Raw genomic sequence first — 15593 nt, forward strand, 5'->3', positions numbered from 1 at the left:
GATGCAACCGCGATGGCCGGAAATCCGCCCGCTACCCGCGCTCAATCCTCGCCGATATCGCCATCGAACGGATGCAGTTCCTTTTCGAGATGCACGCTCATGAACAGCTCGTGGGCCGCCCGCGCCGCGGTCCGCAGCGCGAGAATATGATAGCCCTGCCGCTCGTAAAACCGCACTGCCCGCACATTGTCCGCCGGCGTTTCCAGAAGGACCCGCTCAGCCCCTTCGAGCTCGAGCATGGTCTCCATGCGGTTCAGCAGCCGCGCGCCGATCCCATGGCCCTGCATATCGGGCATCACGAAGAGAAATGGAATGTAGTTCCGCCGCCGGGATCGGCAGCACCAGCCGACGACGATCCCATCAATCGTCGCCACCACGCCATTTTGCCAATTGGACGCGGCCGCATGCGACAAGCGCAATCGCTCGCTATCCCGTTGCCCCGGCTTTTCGTCGAGCAGCGGCCTTATCCCGGTATCCCAGGCGGAAAAAGCAATGTGGGCCATGCGCGGCACATCGGCGAGTTCAGCTTTGCGGATGTCGATAACAGCCATTCCAGTCTGCTCCTCGCTCGCCGTGTCCGCGGCGCAGCGTTATCGTGCCCGGCGTCGAGCGGCGATGATGCCCTTTTCGTAGTTCACATTCCAGTCGATCAGCGTCCGCCAGATTAGCTCGGCCTGGTCTTCGTCGAGGTCGAGATCAAGGCTCCGCGCCCGCACCTTGGAGACGACGGCTTCGATCCGCGCCGGGTCGAAGGCTTCGTGCGGATCGGTCTTGATCTCTGCCATACGCGTAACATAGCGGTGACGCTCGGCAAAAAGGCCCAGCAAAGCTTGGTCGATCCGGTCGATTTCGAACCGAACGTCATCCTTGCTTTCACATTCGGCAGGCAGTTTTGCGGCAGCAGTCACGGTCCATCCCCAGATCTTGGTCTGTTGCTGGTTTGCACCGGCCTGAGGTGGATTTCAACCGCTCGCGCGCAGAATGTGGACGCCCCGCAGTCCAAGCGCTAGACAAAGTCCATGTCTAGTCAGTCCGAGACCGCTTGAAGCCCCGTCCTATCGGCGGCGGGGCATGAATGAACCGACCAGCCGCTGAGCGCGATGCCAGCGGCACGGTCTTGTTTGTTCGCGCGTTCAAAAACGCGCCTCTCAGGCATCAGACACAGTGGACATTTCCCGAGACGATCAGCGCGTGCTCCATGCACTCGCCCAAGGCGGCTACATCGCCGTCATCAAAAATTCCCGCGGCAAGATCGCCGAATTCGAATTCATCAACCGCGAAGGCTGGCAGATGAGCGGGCTCACGCCCGTTCTCTTCTCAAAACTCAAAGCGAAAAAGGCCATCAAATCCCAAGGCGGCAAACCCTACCGCATCACCAAGCGCGGACTGGAATTGGTGAGGAGCCAAGTCGATAACCGATAGGATCAAGTCAGAGAAAACTAAGTCGATGCCCACCAAAGGTCACCCCTGCGAAAGCCGGGGCCCAGCCTGAGATCTCAAAATCGACTTGCCCTAAAGCGGCACCGAAGCCAGAAAAACAAAAAGGCCGCAGCACAATGCTGCGGCCCTCAAATCCAAAACCACTTAAAACCCTAGTGCTTGGTCACTTCGCTCAGCGCCGCCGAAATGTGCTCCCATTCGGCACTCACGCTCGCCGTCGCCCGGCGCTTGCCTGCGCGGCGATACCAGTAGTCGGCATTGCCCATATCGGCCTCGATCCAGTGCATCAGCGCATGCACCCAGTCAAAAGCGGGCACGCCCTCCATCGACTGAACGATAGCATGCGCCCTTTCCCATTCGGGCCCGACGCGGAACTCGCCCTTCTTGAGCCACCAGAGCGCCTGCAGCGGCTTGCTCATATCCTTGGGCGGCTCGGACCAGTCGAGCGTCGTAAAAATATCAACGGCCATCGGCGACATTCCTGTTGGCCCGGACGCTGCCATCGGGCGCGTCACAACCAGTTTAAATTTGTGCATGGGGCGCAAATAGTGCGGAACGGCGGCGCAATCAAGCGCTGCCGTCATGCAAGGCCCCGCGGCTTACCACCACTGGGTGGGGGCAAAAGTGGTGCCGGTGCTCTTTTCGATCACCCGCGCCGCCGCAAACAGCGTCTCTTCATCGAACGGCTTGCCGATGAGCTGAAGACCGAGCGGCAGACCCTTGCCGTCCTTGCCCGCAGGCACCGCAATGCCGGGAAGACCCGCCATGTTTACGGTCACCGTGAAGACGTCGTTGAGATACATCGCAACCGGATCGGCAGCCAGGGCCTCATCGCCAATTCCAAAGGCTGCAGAAGGCGTGGCGGGCGTCAGAATGGTGTCGATGCCGGCATTGAAGGCATCTTCAAAGTCCTTCTTGATCAGCGTGCGCAGCTTCTGGGCCTTGACGTAATAAGCGTCAAAATACCCGGCCGAAAGCACATAGGTGCCGATCATGATCCGGCGCTTCACTTCGCGACCAAAACCGGCAGCGCGCGTCAATTCATACTGGTCGGTGATGTCCTTGCCCGAAACGCGGAGGCCATATTTCACGCCATCATAGCGCGCGAGGTTGGACGAGGCTTCGGCCGGCGCTACGATATAGTAAGCCGGCAAGGCGTATTTCGTGTGCGGCAGCGAAATATCCTTCACCGTCGCGCCTTCGGCCTTGAGCCATTCGAGCCCCTGATTCCACAGCGCCTCGATTTCGGCCGGCATGCCGTCCATGCGATATTCGCGCGGCACGCCGATGACGAGACCTTTTACACCGCGCTCGACGGCAGCAGCAAAATCGGGCACGGCGAGGTCGACACTCGTCGAATCCTTTGGATCGAACCCCGACATCGACTGCAGCATTAGCGCCGCATCTTCCACGGTCCGGGCGATCGGGCCTGCCTGATCGAGCGACGACGCAAAAGCGACTGTGCCCCAGCGCGAGCAGCGGCCATAAGTCGGCTTGATGCCAACCGTGCCGGTAAATGCCGCAGGCTGGCGGATCGAACCGCCGGTGTCGGTTGCCGTCGCACCGGCACAGAGCCAGGCCGCCACAGCCGAAGCCGAACCGCCCGACGAGCCGCCCGGCACCAGATTGGCATTGCTGCCTTCGGCGCGATAGGGATTGACCACGGCGCCATAGTAGCTCGTCTCGTTAGACGACCCCATGGCGAACTCGTCCATGTTGAGCTTGCCCAACATCACCGCGCCATCGCGCCAGAGGTTGGCGGTCACGCTCGATTCGTATTCGGGCTTGAACCCATCGAGAATGTGGCTCGCCGCCTGAGTGTGCACACCCTTGGTCGCAAAAAGATCTTTCACGCCGAGCGGAATGCCTTCCAATAGTCCGGCTTCGCCGCGCGCCAGTTTCGCGTCGCTGGCCTTGGCCATTTCGCGGGCTTGCTCGGGCGTCGTCGCCACATAGGCATTGAGCTTGTCATTGGCAGCATCGATCGCGCCGACATAGGCGTCGGTCAATTCCACCGCGGTAAAGCTCTTGTCCTTGAGGCCCTGGCGGGCATCGGCGAGGCTCAGCTTGGTCAGGTCAGTCAACGGTAATCTCGCTCAGATTGTCGCAGCGTGTGTAGAGCGTTGCGCCGGGCGTCGCAACAGCACTGGTGGGTTCGAAAATGCCGGCCAGCGTCATGGCGGCATCATAGGACGAGACCAATTGGATCTGCGTCTCGGAATATGGGGCGATAGCCATCGTATCGGGATAGAGCTCGCCCGGCGCTTCGCAGACGGCATCGACGAAGAGATGGGTCGAGCCTTCGCGGCTTTTCACGTCGAAGAAATTGCATTGGAATTCCATGGACTGGATGCCCTTGGGAAAGCCCAATGCCAGGAAATCGAGGTCCATGAAGGCTTCGATTCCCTTCTTTTCCAGCATGTCGCAGGCGGCCGGATCGGTCACGTATATCTTGCTCTGGTCGATGCGCAAATCTTCCTGCGCCGCCGCAGTCAGCGGCAGCGCGAGCATCGCGGCAAGCGTGACCCCGATCACTTTGGCCATGCAAAATCCTTCGCCGTCAGCGCCGGACAGGCTGTGTAGATCCCGTCATAACCATCGGACTTGGCCATTTCCTCGCCGCCGAGATCGGCGCGCATCGAAATGATCTCGAGGCTCGGCGGAATCGGCTCGCCGGTATCGCCGTAATGGAGATTGATATTCTGGCTGACATTGGTCAGCACCACCTGGTCCATATAGTCCTCATAAGGACCATAGCACCGCGCTGTCGCCAACACTTCGGTGTCGCCGTCATCCCAGCCCATCGCCGAAGGCGACATGCGCACATCGACCAGCCGGCAGATCATTTCCCCACGGACCCAGATCGCCTCGCGCGGCAAGACCGCGCTCGCCTGCAGATCAAACAGCACCGACTCGATGTCGCCCTTGCCGGCCTGATCGCAGACGGCCGGGTCGGAAACATAGATGGTGTCATAGGCATCGTCGGCCAGTGCGCCACCAATGCTGCACACCACCAAAGCCGCGACAATTGCGGTTCTCATGCAACCTGCTCCTGCGGCAGTTTCAGTTCAAAAAACGCCGACCATTCGCTGTCCGGATAGTCGAGAAACGGCCCGCGCGGCGCGAATCCGTAACGCGTATAGAGCCGATGCGCCTCGGCCATGCCGTCGCCCGTGCCGGTTTCGAGCATCACGCTTCCCATGCCACGCTCTCGCGCCAGCGCAACGATCCGCTCCAGCAACTGCTTGCCGACCCGCTGGCCACGCACTTCGGGAACGGTGAACATGCGCTTTACCTCGCCAAGCTCAGGCCCATGCGCCTTGAGCGCGCCCATGCCGACGGCTTTGCCCGTTTCGTCCCGCGCCACGAACAGCGTCGTATCGCTATCGGCCATCTGCTCGACGGTCATCTTGAACTGAAATTCCAGCGGCGACAGCGGCAGCAAATGATCGTTCAACCGCGCGACCAGCCCGCGAACATCGTCCTGCAGGGGCGTCTCGGCAGCGATCGAAATCGCCATTATTCGACCACCTTGGGCACCATGAAGAAGTTGTCTTCAGTCAGCGGCGCGTTCTTGACGATCTGCTCGGGATAGCCACCATCCGTCACGACGTCGTCGCGGCGGCGCAACTGCATCGGCGTTACCGAGGTCATCGGCTCGATACCATCGACGTTCACTTCACCGAGCTGCTCGACAAAGCCGAGAATGGCGTTGATCTCGCTCTGATAGCTGGCGACTTCCTCTTCCTCGATACGGATACGGGCAAGGCGCCCGATGCGCTTGACGGTGGCAGCGTCGACAGACATGGCAAACTCCAGCGAATAAGGCCTTCTTTGCCGCGTTCTTACCAACGGCCAACCCCAAAAGACAATGAAAATGGCTTATGGCAGAGATCAGACTTCCACAGCCAATCCACGCTCGAGGGCAATCAGGCCCGTCCCATCGAGCCGATCCCGCAGCGCCGCAAACGCCGCATCGACCTCGGCTTCCCCCCCAGCCAGCGCCATGAACCGCGGCCCAGCCCGCTCTAAAATCGCGGCACCCCGCTCGGCCAAGCCTTCGCCAATCAGCACGACAAGCGCCTGCCCCACCCAGCGGCCACTCGCCGAAAAATCTCCGCTCGCCAAAACCAGGGGCACCTCCCCATCGGCATCGACGACAATCGCCCCCTGCCCCAGCCCCACCACCTCGGGCTGCCGCATAGCCTCATCCACCTCCAGCATCCGCAACGGCGCCCGCGGCTTCCAACCGTCCGAAGACGCAATCCCGCCACCCCAGCGCGTCACCACATCGGCCCCACTCACCAACTCCGCCCGATCCACCCCAATCAAAGCCCCCTCACCTTCCACAACCACAATCGCTCCCCCCGCATGAATGCGAAACGTATTGCCGCCGAACCAGGTGAGTTTCATGAGCGCGTCCCATCGCCAAAATCTGCCTATGAGCCTATAGAACAGACCGAGCCAAAACCGCGAGCCCCATGTGACCGAGACCGACACCCTAGCCGCCATCCCCCCCGCCGGCAAAATCCTCGGCCTTGATCTCGGCACCAAAACCATCGGCGTCGCCGTGTCGGACGGCATGCGTTACTCGGCCTCCCCGCTCGAAACCATCAAGCGCACGAAATTCACGCAGGATGCCGAACGCATCATCACGCTTGTCGCAGAAAACAACGCCGTTGCCCTGATCCTCGGCCTGCCGCTCAACATGGACGGCACTGAGGGCCCTCGCGTCCAATCCACCCGCGCCTTCGCCCGCAATCTCAGCCAGAAACTCGACCTGCCCATCGCCTTCTGGGACGAGCGCCTCTCGACCTCAGCCGTCACCCGCATGATGATCGAAGCCGACCTCCGCCGCGACCGCCGCGCCGAAGTCGTCGACAAGCTCGCCGCCAGTTACATTTTGCAGGGCGCGCTCGATCGGCTGCGCAACTAAAGGTTGAAAATTCAACTATTGGTTGAACGCCGCGCCCCCCTCGGATAGACCGCAGCAAATCTGAAGGGATCCGCGCATGGCCGATACGCCCGCCCGCACCTCCGGCGACTTTCCCCCGTTCCGCCAACGACACCTGATTTCCATTGCTGATCTCAAACAGCACGAAATCATCGATCTTCTGGACCGCGCCGAGCGCATGGTCCCCGTCAGCAGGCAGGAGCGCAAATCGCTCCCCACGCTTTCCGGCAAAACCCAGATCAATCTTTTCTTCGAGCCCTCGACGCGCACGCAGTCGTCCTTCGAGATCGCGGGCAAACGCCTCGGCGCGCTCGTCGTCAACATGTCGGTCAAAACGTCGTCGGTCTCCAAGGGCGAAACTCTCGTCGACACCGCCGCGACGCTCAACGCCATGCGCCCCGATGTGCTGGTGGTCCGCCATGGCGCCGCCGGCGCAGTCGAACTGCTCAGCCAAAAAGTCGGCTGCTCGGTCATCAATGCCGGCGACGGCGCCCATGAGCACCCGACCCAGGCGCTCCTCGACGCGTTGACCATCCGCCGCCACAAGGGCCGCATTTCCGGTCTCACCGTCGCCATCTGCGGCGACATCGCCAATTCCCGCGTTGCCCGTTCCAATCTGCTGCTGCTCGGCGCGCTCAATGTCCGCACCCGCGTCATCGCCCCGCGCAATCTCCTCCCTGCCGGCATCGAACACCTCGCCACCGAGGTTTTCACAGACATGGAAGAGGGTTTGAAAGGCGTCGACGTCGTCATGATGCTGCGCCTCCAGCATGAGCGCGCCAGCGGCAAGATGATCCCCTCGGTCCGTGAATATTATCGCTTCTATGGCCTTGACGCCGAAAAGCTCGCCTTCGCCAATCCCGACGCCATCGTCATGCATCCCGGCCCCATGAACCGCGGGGTCGAGATCGATCCGGCCATCGCCGATGGCGCCCGTTCGGTCATCACCGATCAGGTCGAAATGGGCGTCGCCGTCCGCATGGCTGTCCTGGATGCCCTGCTGCCTTCGAGGAACGAAGAATGACCCGGCCCCTCCTCATTGAAAATGCCCGCGTCGTCGACCCAGCCTCGGGCACCGATCAGCGCGGCGCCGTCCTGATCGAAAATGGCCGCATCAGCGATCTCGCCCTCGGCGGTCCCGTCGGCGTCCCCGATGGCGCCGAAGTCGTCAACGCCAATGGCCTCGTCCTTGCCCCCGGCCTCATCGACATGCGGGTCTTTACCGGCGAGCCCGGCTGGGAATATCGCGAAACCCTAGCCTCGGCTGGCGAAGCCGCCGCCGCCGGGGGCGTCACCTCTTTCGTCATGATGCCCGATACCATGCCGGCCGTCGATGATGGCGCCGTCGTCGATTTCCTCGTCCGCCGCGCCAAAGCGACCGCCAAGGTCAACATCCTCCCCGCCGCCGGCATCACCAAGGGTCTCGCCGGCGCCGATCTCACCGAATTCGGCCTCATGCGCGAAGCCGGCGCCGTCTGCCTCACCGATGGCCGCAATTCCATCCAGTCGACCGCGCTTCTGCGCACCGCCATGTCCTATGCCGCCAATTATGACATGACGATCGTCCACCACACGGTCGATATGAGCCTTGCCGGCGAAGGCGTCATGAACGACGGGCTCTTCGCCACGGTCCTGGGTTTGAAGGGCATTCCGCGCGAGGCCGAAACCATCCCGCTGTCGCGCGATCTCCAGCTCGCCGCGCTCACCGGCGTCCGCTACCACGCTGCGCAAATCTCGACGGAACCCTCCGTTGAAATCGTCGCCGCAGCCAAAAAGCGAAACAGGCGCGTTACCGCTGGCGTTTCGATCAACAATCTTTGCCTCAACGAAAACGACATCGGCCGCTACAGGACCTACTTCAAGCTCGGCACCCCGCTCCGCTCCGAAGACGACCGCCGCGCCATCATCGAGGGGCTCCGCTCGGGCGTCATCGACACGATCCATTCCGATCACGATCCGCAGGATAGCGAAGTCAAACGCCAACCCTTCGCCGAAGCCTCCAATGGCGCCATCGGCCTCGAAACCCTCCTCGCCGCCGCCTTGCGCCTCGTCCACTCCGAAGACCTGCCGCTGCTGACGATTCTCAAAGCCATGACCAGCCGCCCCGCCGAAATCCTCGGCCTCGATTCGGGCCGCATCGCCAAGGGCGCCCCCGCTGACCTCATCCTCGTCGACCTCGATTATCCCTGGCAGGTCAGCGAAACCGACCTCCGCTCCCGCTCCCGTAACACCAGCTTCGAAGGCGCAAGGCTCGCCGGCAAAGTGATGCGAACGATCGTCGGCGGCGAAACGGTTTTCGTCCACAAGGACTGAGAGCCTCAGCTTTTCCCTAGCCCTTTGTGGGAGAAAAGCCACCGGACCATTCTTCTCCCCCTCGGGGAGAAGGTGGCGCGCAAGCGCCGGATGAGGGGGATGCTTGGAATGAGCTTAACTTCCTCGACTAAACCGATCCTAACTGCCTCCTGTCCACCCTCACTCACGTCACCATCAGGTACCCAAATGACCCTCTCAATGTACTCCGCCTCCGTGCCGGTCTTCACCCGCATGCTCAAGAACCTGCTCGCCATTTTCGATAAGGCCGAAGCGCACGCCGCGGCAAACAACATCGATCTCCAGACCTATGTCGGCAGCCGCCTCGCCGATGACATGATCCCCTTCAGCGGCCAAATCCAGATCGCCACCGACGGCGCCAAGGGCGTCTCCGCCCGCCTCGCCGGCCAACCGCTCCCAAGCTGGCCAGATGACGAAGTCACCTGGGCCGAGCTTCGCGCCCGCCTGCAAAAGGCGATCGACTATCTCGCCACGCTTTCGCCAGAAGCCTTCACCGGCGCCGACACCCGCACCGTCACTCTCAAGATCGGCGGCAACGACGTCGAATTCGACGGCGAGACTTACCTCCTCAACCGCGGTCTGCCCAATTTCTACTTCCACGTGACGACGGCCTACGACATTCTCCGCCACAAGGGCGTGCCGATCGGCAAGAAAGACTATCTGGGCTAAGTCCAAAACGGCGTTCCTACGTGTTGGCAACACCTGAATACGCCGCTTCTGGACCTCGAAAAGCATCCCAGGCCCCGTTCTTCCCTCGGGCTCGACCCGAGGGCCAGCGCGGGAGCCACAAGCCTCTACGCTGATGCGAGCGACCCTCGGGACAGGCCCGAGGGAAACATGGTACGTGGCGCGGTAGCATCCCCACCACCGATCCAACACCTCCCCTTCCAAGGGGAGGCCGGGAGGGGATGCGAGAGCCACAGCGTCAAGCGCCCCAACAAAATCCCCGTCCCCCACTTGCCCCCCTCCCGCCCGGGCGTTAATCCTTCGCTAATAAGGGAGAAACCATGCCGAACGATTTCATTCCGCTCATTCTGGCGCTCGTTCTGGGCTATTTGTCCGGCTCCATTCCCTTCGGCCTCATTCTGACGCGCGCCGCCGGCCTCGGCGATATCCGCAATATCGGCTCGGGCAATATCGGCGCGACCAATGTGCTGCGCACCGGTAACAAGAAAGTCGCCGCCGCGACCCTTGTTCTCGACGCGCTCAAGGCCGCAATTCCCGTTCTGGTCGCCCGCTACTTCTGGGGCGAAGATGCTGCCATGCTGGCTTCGCTCGGCGCTTTCCTAGGCCATTGCTTCCCGGTCTGGCTCGGTTTCAAGGGCGGCAAGGGCGTCGCGGTGATGATCGGCTCGCTCCTGTCCCTCGCCTGGCCCGTCGGCGTCATCTTCTGCGCCGTCTGGCTCCTCATTGCCTACACGCGCAAAATGTCTTCCCTCGCCGCGCTCACGGCCGCCGCAACGGCGCCGATCTTTGCCTATGTCGTCGTGGGCGATCGTCTCGCCGCCACCGTCCTCGTCCTCGCAGTCCTCCTGTTTTTCCAGCACCGCGAAAACATCGCCCGTCTGTTGAAGGGCACCGAGCCAACCATCAGCGGCAAAAAGACCGCCTGATCGTGGAGGGCCGCGTGATGCAGATGCTCACGCCGGCCCAACGCCTCGCCTGGCTGCGCCTGGCGCGCAGCGACAATGTCGGCCCCGTCACCTTTCGCCAGATGCTCAATCGCTTCGGCTCGGCCGAAGCCGCCTTAGATGCGCTGCCTGGCCTCCTCCGCAATACAGGGCGGGCCGCCCGCATCACCAGTCTCAGCCAAGCGGAAGATGAAGTCGCCGCCCTCGCCAAATGGGGCGCCCGCATCGTCGCCATTGGCGAGGCCGCCTACCCCACTCATCTCTCCCACATCCACGGCGCCCCACCCGTCATCACCCTTGTCGGTGGCGATCGGCTCGATTGGCACCGCACGGTCGCCATAGTCGGCGCCCGCAATGCCTCTGCCGCCGGCGCCAAGATGACCTGTATCCTCGCGACCGATCTCGGCGAAGCCGGCTACACGGTAGTCTCAGGCCTCGCGCGCGGCATCGACACCGCCGCCCATCGCGCCAGCCTCACCACCGGCACCATTGCCGTCCTTGCAGGTGGCCTCGACCATATCTATCCCGATGAAAACGTGCCGCTCGCCCAATCCATCCTCGATGCAGGCGGCGCACTGATCACCGAAATGCCGCTCGGCTGGGAGCCGCGTGCCCGCGATTTCCCAAGACGTAACCGGCTCGTTTCCGGTCTCTCCTTGGGCACCGTAGTCGTCGAGGCCGCAAAGCGCTCGGGGTCATTGATCACCGCTCGCCTTGCCCTTGAGCAAAACCGCGATGTTTTTGCCGTCCCCGGCTCCCCGCTCGATCCGCGCGCCGAAGGTGGCAATCTCCTCATCCAGCAGGGCGCCAAGCTCATCACCTCGGCCGCCGACATCATCGAATCCATCGCCGTCGCCGATCCCGCGCGCAGTCTTCTCTTCGATCCCGCCTGGAGCCCCGACCCCAGCGACACGACCATCGAAGACCACCCAAACCCCGATGATCGCGACCGCCTCCTCAGCGCGCTCTCGACCACACCCATGGAAATCGACGAGCTGATCGGCCAAACGCTCATCGCCCCGCCCGCCATGCAGGGCCTGCTCCTTGAACTCGATCTCGAAGGCCGTCTCGAATGGTCCGGCGGGCAGCTTGTTGCCCTTCGTCCCAGTGAGTGATGCTGCGCCCCGTTGACACCGTCCCCTCGGTTCACCATGTTGCGCCACCTCAGTCAAAGCGTTGCGGAATGGGTTCTCCATGAAGGTCGTCGTCGTTGAAAGTCCGGCTAAAGCCAAGACAATCAACAAATATTTGGGCAAGGACTATGAAGTCCTGGCCAGCTTCGGCCATATCCGCGATTTGCCGGCCAAGGATGGTTCGGTCCGTCCTGACGAAGATTTCGCCATGTCCTGGGAGGTCGATACGGCCTCAAAAAAGCGTGTGGCCGACATTGCCAATGCGCTCAAGGGCGCTGACGGCCTGATCCTCGCGACCGACCCTGATCGCGAAGGCGAAGCCATTTCATGGCATATTCTCGATGTGCTGCGTCAGAAAAAGGCGATCAAGAAGGATACGCCGGTCCAGCGCGTCGTCTTCAACGCCATCACCAAGGATGCCGTGACGACGGCCATGGCCAATCCGCGCGAAGTGGATATGCCGCTGGTCGATGCCTATCTCGCCCGCCGCGCTCTCGATTATCTCGTCGGCTTCACCCTCTCGCCGATCCTTTGGCGGAAGCTTCCCGGCTCCCGTTCGGCCGGTCGCGTGCAGTCCGTCGCCCTCCGCGTCGTGTCCGATCGCGAAGCCGAGATCGAAAAATTCAAGGCCGACGAATATTGGTCCGTCGAAGCGTCACTCGCCCAAAACGGCAAGAGCTTCGTCGCGCGCCTTTTCTCGGTGGATGGCAAGAAGACCGACAAGCTCGATATCAAGACCGGCGAAGACGCAGCAGCGCTGAAAAAGCTCATCGAGGGCGGCCAGTTCAACGTCGCCAATGTCGAAAAGAAGCCGACCAAGCGCAATCCCTACGCGCCCTTCACCACCTCGTCTTTGCAGCAGGACGCCTCCTCGCGCCTCGGCCTGTCGCCCAGCCGCACCATGCAGATCGCCCAGCGCCTCTATGAAGACGGCCTCATCACCTATATGCGTACCGACGCCGTGCAGATGGCGCCCGAAGGTATTGCCATGGCCCGCTCGGTCATCGGCAAGCATTATGGCGCCGAATTCCTGCCCGATAAGCCGCGCGTCTACTCCTCCAAGGCCAAGAACGCCCAGGAAGCGCACGAAGCGATCCGCCCGACGGATATGTTCAAGCGCCCGGATGATCTGCATCTCGATGCCGATCAGCAAAAGCTCTATGGCCTGATCTGGCGCCGCACCGTCGCCTCGCAGATGGCCTCGGCCGAGATCGACCGCACGACCGCCGATATCGCCGTCAATGTTCCAGGCCGCACCGTCGCCCTCCGTGCCGTCGGCTCCGTTGTCACCTTCCCCGGCTTCCTCAAACTCTATGGCGTCGAAGCCAAGAGCGATGAAGATACCGAAGACGAAGACAGCCGTGAACTGCCGCCCCTCAAGGTCGGCGATAAGCCGACCCTCCAAAAGGTCGAGATCGAGCAGCACTTCACCCAGCCGCCGAGCCGCTACACCGAGGCGAGCCTTATCAAGAAGATGGAAGAGGTCGGCATCGGCCGCCCCTCGACCTATGCCGCCATCGTCACCACCCTCAAGGACCGCAACTATGTGCGTCTCGAGGGCAAGGCGCTCGTCCCCGAAGATCGCGGCCGCATCGTCACCGCCTTCCTCGAAAGCTTCTTCACGCGCTATGTCGAATACGGTTTCACCGCCGGCCTCGAAGAGCAGCTCGACGAAATTTCCGATGGCAAGCTCGATTACAAGCAGGTCCTCCGCGACTTCTGGAAGGACTTCAACGGCAATATCGACGAGATCAAGGATCTCCGCGTCTCCGAAGTTCTCGACGCGCTCAACGATCTTCTCGCCAGCCGCATTTTCCCGCCCAAGGAAGACGGTTCGGACCCGCGCCGCTGCCCCACCTGCGGCACAGGCACGCTGTCGCTGAAGTTGGGAAAATTCGGCGCCTTCATCGGCTGCTCCAACTATCCCGAGTGCAAGCACACGACCCAGTTGTCGGACGCCGCCAATGGCCAATCCTCTGAAGCTGCTGCCGGCGATGGCGTCCTCGGCACCGATCCCGAATCGGGCGAGGAAGTGCATCTGAAATCAGGCCGTTTCGGCCCCTATGTTCAGCTTGGCGATGGGAAGGAGCCCAAGCGCTCGTCCCTGCCCAAGGGCTGGGAACCGGCCGCACTGACCCTCGAAAAAGCCCTGCAGCTTCTCTCGCTTCCGCGTGAAGTCGGTCTTCACCCTGAATCAGGCCTGCCCATCTCTGCCGGCCTTGGCCGCTATGGCCCCTTCATCCTGCACGATGGCAAATATGCCAATCTGCCCGATGTCGAAGAAGTCTTTACCGTCGGCCTCAACCGCGCCGTCGACCTCCTCGCGCAAAAAGCCGCTGGCGGTTTCAAGCGCGGCGGCACGGCCGTCGCTGCCATCCAGACCTTTGAGCACGACAACGGCCCGATCACCGTCCGCGCCGGCCGCTATGGCCCCTATGTCAATCAGGGCAAGATCAACGCCACGATCCCCAAGGACGTCGCCCCCGAAGCGGTAACCGTCGAACAAGCCGTCGAATGGATCGCCGCCCGCGCCGAAGCCACCGGCACCAAGGTGAAAAAAGCCCCGGCCAAAAAGCCAGCGGCGAAGAAGCCAGCCGCAAAGAAGGCCGCAGCGTCGGAAGACAAGCCAGCGGCTAAAAAAGCGCCAGCCAAGAAGCCTGCCGCCAAAAAGGCCCCCGCCAAGAAAAGCACCGTCACCGATGAAGACGTGCCGTTCTGAGGCACGGAAAAAGCGCCCCCTCCCAACCTTCCCATCAGGGGGAGGTGCAGATCGAGTATGGGGCAATCGCTCGTCAAAACCACCGGACCGACACCTCCCCCTTGATGGGGGAGGCAGGGAGGGGGTGGGGCACAGAGAACCGTACTCTGGCCTTACCCCATCGTCCTCCCCACCACGCCCAGCCAATTCTCCAGCGCAATCTTGCGCACCAACCCCTCGCCATAGCCCTTATCCAGCAGTGCCTGCAGCAGTTTTGGCACGCCCGTCACGTCCTTGATCGGCGCCGGCATCGTCGCCCCGTCGAAATCCGAGCCGAGCGCCACGCCGTCCTCGCCCAGCGCCTCGACCAGCGCATCGACATGGCGAACCATCAGCTCGATCTCCATATCCGGCTCCATCTTCCCGTCCGGCCGCAAGAAGCCGGTCGCATAGTTTAGCCCGACGACTCCGCCGCTCTCCCGGATCGCCGCCAATTGCCAATCAACGAGATTCCGCGTCGATGGACAGATCGCGTGGACATTGGAATGCGTCGCGACGAGCGGCTTGGTCGAGTTCGCCGCAACATCGCGAAAACCCGCCGCGTTGAGGTGGCTGAGATCGATCATGATCCCCATGCGATCACACACCCGCACCAGTTCCTTGCCTGCATCGCTCAGCCCCGGCCCGATGTCGGGATCGACCCCATGCCGAAACGGCACACCCGTCCCAAAAGCATTGGCCCGGCTCCACGTAATTCCCAGCGACCGGAACCCCGCCGCGTAAAGCACCTCAAGCGCGTTGAAATCGGTGTCGATCGCCTCGGCGCCCTCATGATGGTAGATCGCTGCCAGCGTCCCCGACGTCATCGCCGCGCGGATCTCGGCCGCCGTCCGGCAAACCTTGAGCGACCCAGCGCGCTCGAGTTGAAACATCAGTGCCGCCATCGCATTGGTCGAGCGCTGCGCCTCGGCGATATCCAGTTCCGGCGGCAATTGTCCCGCAGCCTTCGCTGGCGTCGAAATATCGCTCAGGCTCGCCTTCAGCGGCGGCGGAAACATCGCGAAGAACCCGCCCACCATCCCGGCAGACGTGGCCCGCGGCAAATCGATATGCGCCTCCGCCATGCCTTCGGTGAACAGTTCCACCTTATTCGACCGCGGATCATCCACCAGCCGCAGCAGCGTATCATTATGGCCGTCGAAAAAAGGAATAGTCATGGAATCGCCTTGGGTTTGAAACGAGCATTGAGGCGGGATTAGTCGCTATGCGCAAGCACCTCAGTAGCCCTCATGGTGAGGTGGGAGGCGCAGCCGACCCTCGAACCACGGGGGCGTGGCACCCAAGCCTCCACTCTCCCGACCCCGTGATTCGAGGCTACGCTGCGCTGCGCACCTCACCATGAGGCC

At 62.3% G+C, this 15593-nt stretch carries 18 protein-coding genes; 8 read left to right on the top strand and 10 right to left on the bottom strand.

Features of this window, described 5'->3' with window-relative positions; genetic code table 11:
- Positions 1–41: 41 nt before the first annotated feature.
- Together ASE94_RS10135 and ASE94_RS10140 are read right to left on the bottom strand one after the other, a co-directional pair.
- Positions 42–551, bottom strand: coding sequence for a GNAT family N-acetyltransferase (locus tag ASE94_RS10135; RefSeq protein WP_062630297.1), 510 nt, complete (start codon positions 549–551; stop codon positions 42–44).
- A 39-nt stretch (positions 552–590) separates the two neighbouring features.
- Complete coding sequence (locus ASE94_RS10140) at positions 591–908, bottom strand: chorismate mutase (RefSeq protein ID WP_061911506.1); 318 nt, start codon at positions 906–908, stop codon at positions 591–593.
- Between the two features lie 256 nt (positions 909–1164).
- On the opposite strand from ASE94_RS10140, the gene ASE94_RS10145 reads away from it, so the two are divergent.
- Positions 1165–1422, top strand: coding sequence for a YjhX family toxin (locus tag ASE94_RS10145; protein WP_062630298.1), 258 nt, complete (start codon positions 1165–1167; stop codon positions 1420–1422).
- 170 nt (positions 1423–1592) lie between these two features.
- Here the strand turns inward: ASE94_RS10145 and ASE94_RS10150 are convergent, their stop codons facing one another.
- From ASE94_RS10150 to ASE94_RS10180, 7 genes are all read right to left on the bottom strand, one after another.
- Entirely contained in the window at positions 1593–1910 is a 318-nt protein-coding gene (locus ASE94_RS10150; RefSeq protein WP_061911621.1) for a hypothetical protein, read from the bottom strand.
- A gap of 129 nt (positions 1911–2039) precedes the next feature.
- Complete coding sequence (gene gatA / locus ASE94_RS10155) at positions 2040–3524, bottom strand: Asp-tRNA(Asn)/Glu-tRNA(Gln) amidotransferase subunit GatA (protein WP_062630299.1); 1485 nt, start codon at positions 3522–3524, stop codon at positions 2040–2042.
- Positions 3517–3984, bottom strand: coding sequence for a hypothetical protein (locus ASE94_RS10160; RefSeq protein ID WP_062630300.1), 468 nt, complete (start codon positions 3982–3984; stop codon positions 3517–3519). The genes gatA and ASE94_RS10160 overlap by 8 nt, the downstream gene beginning before the upstream one ends.
- On the bottom strand, positions 3972–4481 hold the full coding sequence (locus tag ASE94_RS10165; protein ID WP_061911498.1) for a hypothetical protein: 510 nt from the start codon (positions 4479–4481) through the stop codon (positions 3972–3974). Before ASE94_RS10165 ends, ASE94_RS10160 begins: the two co-directional genes overlap by 13 nt.
- Positions 4478–4960 (bottom strand): GNAT family N-acetyltransferase, encoded by a 483-nt coding sequence (locus ASE94_RS10170; RefSeq protein WP_062630301.1) that lies wholly within the window; start codon positions 4958–4960, stop codon positions 4478–4480. The genes ASE94_RS10165 and ASE94_RS10170 overlap by 4 nt, the downstream gene beginning before the upstream one ends.
- A complete protein-coding gene (gene gatC, locus ASE94_RS10175) occupies positions 4960–5247 on the bottom strand; it encodes an Asp-tRNA(Asn)/Glu-tRNA(Gln) amidotransferase subunit GatC (protein WP_062630302.1) in 288 nt (95 codons plus the stop codon). The genes ASE94_RS10170 and gatC overlap by 1 nt, the downstream gene beginning before the upstream one ends.
- An 87-nt stretch (positions 5248–5334) precedes the next feature.
- On the bottom strand, positions 5335–5853 hold the full coding sequence (locus ASE94_RS10180; RefSeq protein ID WP_062630303.1) for a hypothetical protein: 519 nt from the start codon (positions 5851–5853) through the stop codon (positions 5335–5337).
- Positions 5854–5923: 70 nt separating this feature from the next.
- Here ASE94_RS10180 and ruvX point away from each other — a divergent pair, with 70 nt between their 5' ends.
- The 7 genes from ruvX (at position 5924) to topA (ending at position 14208) form a co-directional block, all read left to right on the top strand.
- Positions 5924–6376, top strand: a complete 453-nt coding sequence (ruvX, locus tag ASE94_RS10185) for a Holliday junction resolvase RuvX (protein ID WP_062630304.1) — start codon at positions 5924–5926, stop codon at positions 6374–6376.
- Between the two features lie 76 nt (positions 6377–6452).
- Positions 6453–7418 carry an aspartate carbamoyltransferase catalytic subunit gene (locus ASE94_RS10190; RefSeq protein ID WP_062630305.1) on the top strand — a complete coding sequence of 322 codons (966 nt, stop codon included), beginning with the start codon at positions 6453–6455 and terminating at the stop codon, positions 7416–7418.
- On the top strand, positions 7415–8707 hold the full coding sequence (gene pyrC, locus ASE94_RS10195; RefSeq protein WP_062630306.1) for a dihydroorotase: 1293 nt from the start codon (positions 7415–7417) through the stop codon (positions 8705–8707). The genes ASE94_RS10190 and pyrC overlap by 4 nt, the downstream gene beginning before the upstream one ends.
- Before the next feature lie 186 nt (positions 8708–8893).
- Positions 8894–9394, top strand: coding sequence for a DUF1993 domain-containing protein (locus tag ASE94_RS10200; RefSeq protein ID WP_061911485.1), 501 nt, complete (start codon positions 8894–8896; stop codon positions 9392–9394).
- A 338-nt stretch (positions 9395–9732) separates the two neighbouring features.
- Positions 9733–10338: a glycerol-3-phosphate 1-O-acyltransferase PlsY gene (gene plsY / locus ASE94_RS10205; protein ID WP_062630307.1), complete on the top strand. Its 606-nt coding sequence runs from the start codon at positions 9733–9735 to the stop codon at positions 10336–10338.
- 17 nt (positions 10339–10355) lie between these two features.
- Positions 10356–11471, top strand: coding sequence for a DNA-processing protein DprA (gene dprA / locus ASE94_RS10210; protein ID WP_062630460.1), 1116 nt, complete (start codon positions 10356–10358; stop codon positions 11469–11471).
- 79 nt (positions 11472–11550) lie between these two features.
- Positions 11551–14208 (top strand): type I DNA topoisomerase, encoded by a 2658-nt coding sequence (gene topA / locus ASE94_RS10215; RefSeq protein ID WP_062630308.1) that lies wholly within the window; start codon positions 11551–11553, stop codon positions 14206–14208.
- Between the two features lie 152 nt (positions 14209–14360).
- Here topA and ASE94_RS10220 read toward each other — a convergent pair whose 3' ends face one another.
- Entirely contained in the window at positions 14361–15404 is a 1044-nt protein-coding gene (locus ASE94_RS10220) for a dipeptidase (RefSeq protein WP_062630309.1), read from the bottom strand.
- Positions 15405–15593: the final 189 nt, after the last annotated feature.

The organism is Devosia sp. Leaf64 (genome assembly GCF_001421945.1).
In the GTDB taxonomy this organism is placed as follows: Bacteria; Pseudomonadota; Alphaproteobacteria; order Rhizobiales; family Devosiaceae; genus Devosia.

Excerpts from the sequence above, each read along its gene's own strand:
- dprA (WP_062630460.1), top strand. The coding sequence starts at position 10,356 with ATGCAGATGCTCACGCCGGCCCAACGCCTCGCCTGGCTGCGCCTGGCG.
- ASE94_RS10190 (WP_062630305.1), top strand. The coding sequence starts at position 6,453 with ATGGCCGATACGCCCGCCCGCACCTCCGGCGACTTTCCCCCGTTCCGC.
- ASE94_RS10200 (WP_061911485.1), top strand. The coding sequence starts at position 8,894 with ATGACCCTCTCAATGTACTCCGCCTCCGTGCCGGTCTTCACCCGCATG.
- ASE94_RS10220 (WP_062630309.1), bottom strand. The coding sequence starts at position 15,404 with ATGACTATTCCTTTTTTCGACGGCCATAATGATACGCTGCTGCGGCTG.
- ASE94_RS10150 (WP_061911621.1), bottom strand. The coding sequence starts at position 1,910 with ATGGCCGTTGATATTTTTACGACGCTCGACTGGTCCGAGCCGCCCAAG.
- ASE94_RS10165 (WP_061911498.1), bottom strand. The coding sequence starts at position 4,481 with ATGAGAACCGCAATTGTCGCGGCTTTGGTGGTGTGCAGCATTGGTGGC.
- topA (WP_062630308.1), top strand. The coding sequence starts at position 11,551 with ATGAAGGTCGTCGTCGTTGAAAGTCCGGCTAAAGCCAAGACAATCAAC.
- plsY (WP_062630307.1), top strand. The coding sequence starts at position 9,733 with ATGCCGAACGATTTCATTCCGCTCATTCTGGCGCTCGTTCTGGGCTAT.
- ASE94_RS10170 (WP_062630301.1), bottom strand. The coding sequence starts at position 4,960 with ATGGCGATTTCGATCGCTGCCGAGACGCCCCTGCAGGACGATGTTCGC.
- pyrC (WP_062630306.1), top strand. The coding sequence starts at position 7,415 with ATGACCCGGCCCCTCCTCATTGAAAATGCCCGCGTCGTCGACCCAGCC.
- ASE94_RS10135 (WP_062630297.1), bottom strand. The coding sequence starts at position 551 with ATGGCTGTTATCGACATCCGCAAAGCTGAACTCGCCGATGTGCCGCGC.
- gatC (WP_062630302.1), bottom strand. The coding sequence starts at position 5,247 with ATGTCTGTCGACGCTGCCACCGTCAAGCGCATCGGGCGCCTTGCCCGT.
- ASE94_RS10160 (WP_062630300.1), bottom strand. The coding sequence starts at position 3,984 with ATGGCCAAAGTGATCGGGGTCACGCTTGCCGCGATGCTCGCGCTGCCG.
- ASE94_RS10180 (WP_062630303.1), bottom strand. The coding sequence starts at position 5,853 with ATGAAACTCACCTGGTTCGGCGGCAATACGTTTCGCATTCATGCGGGG.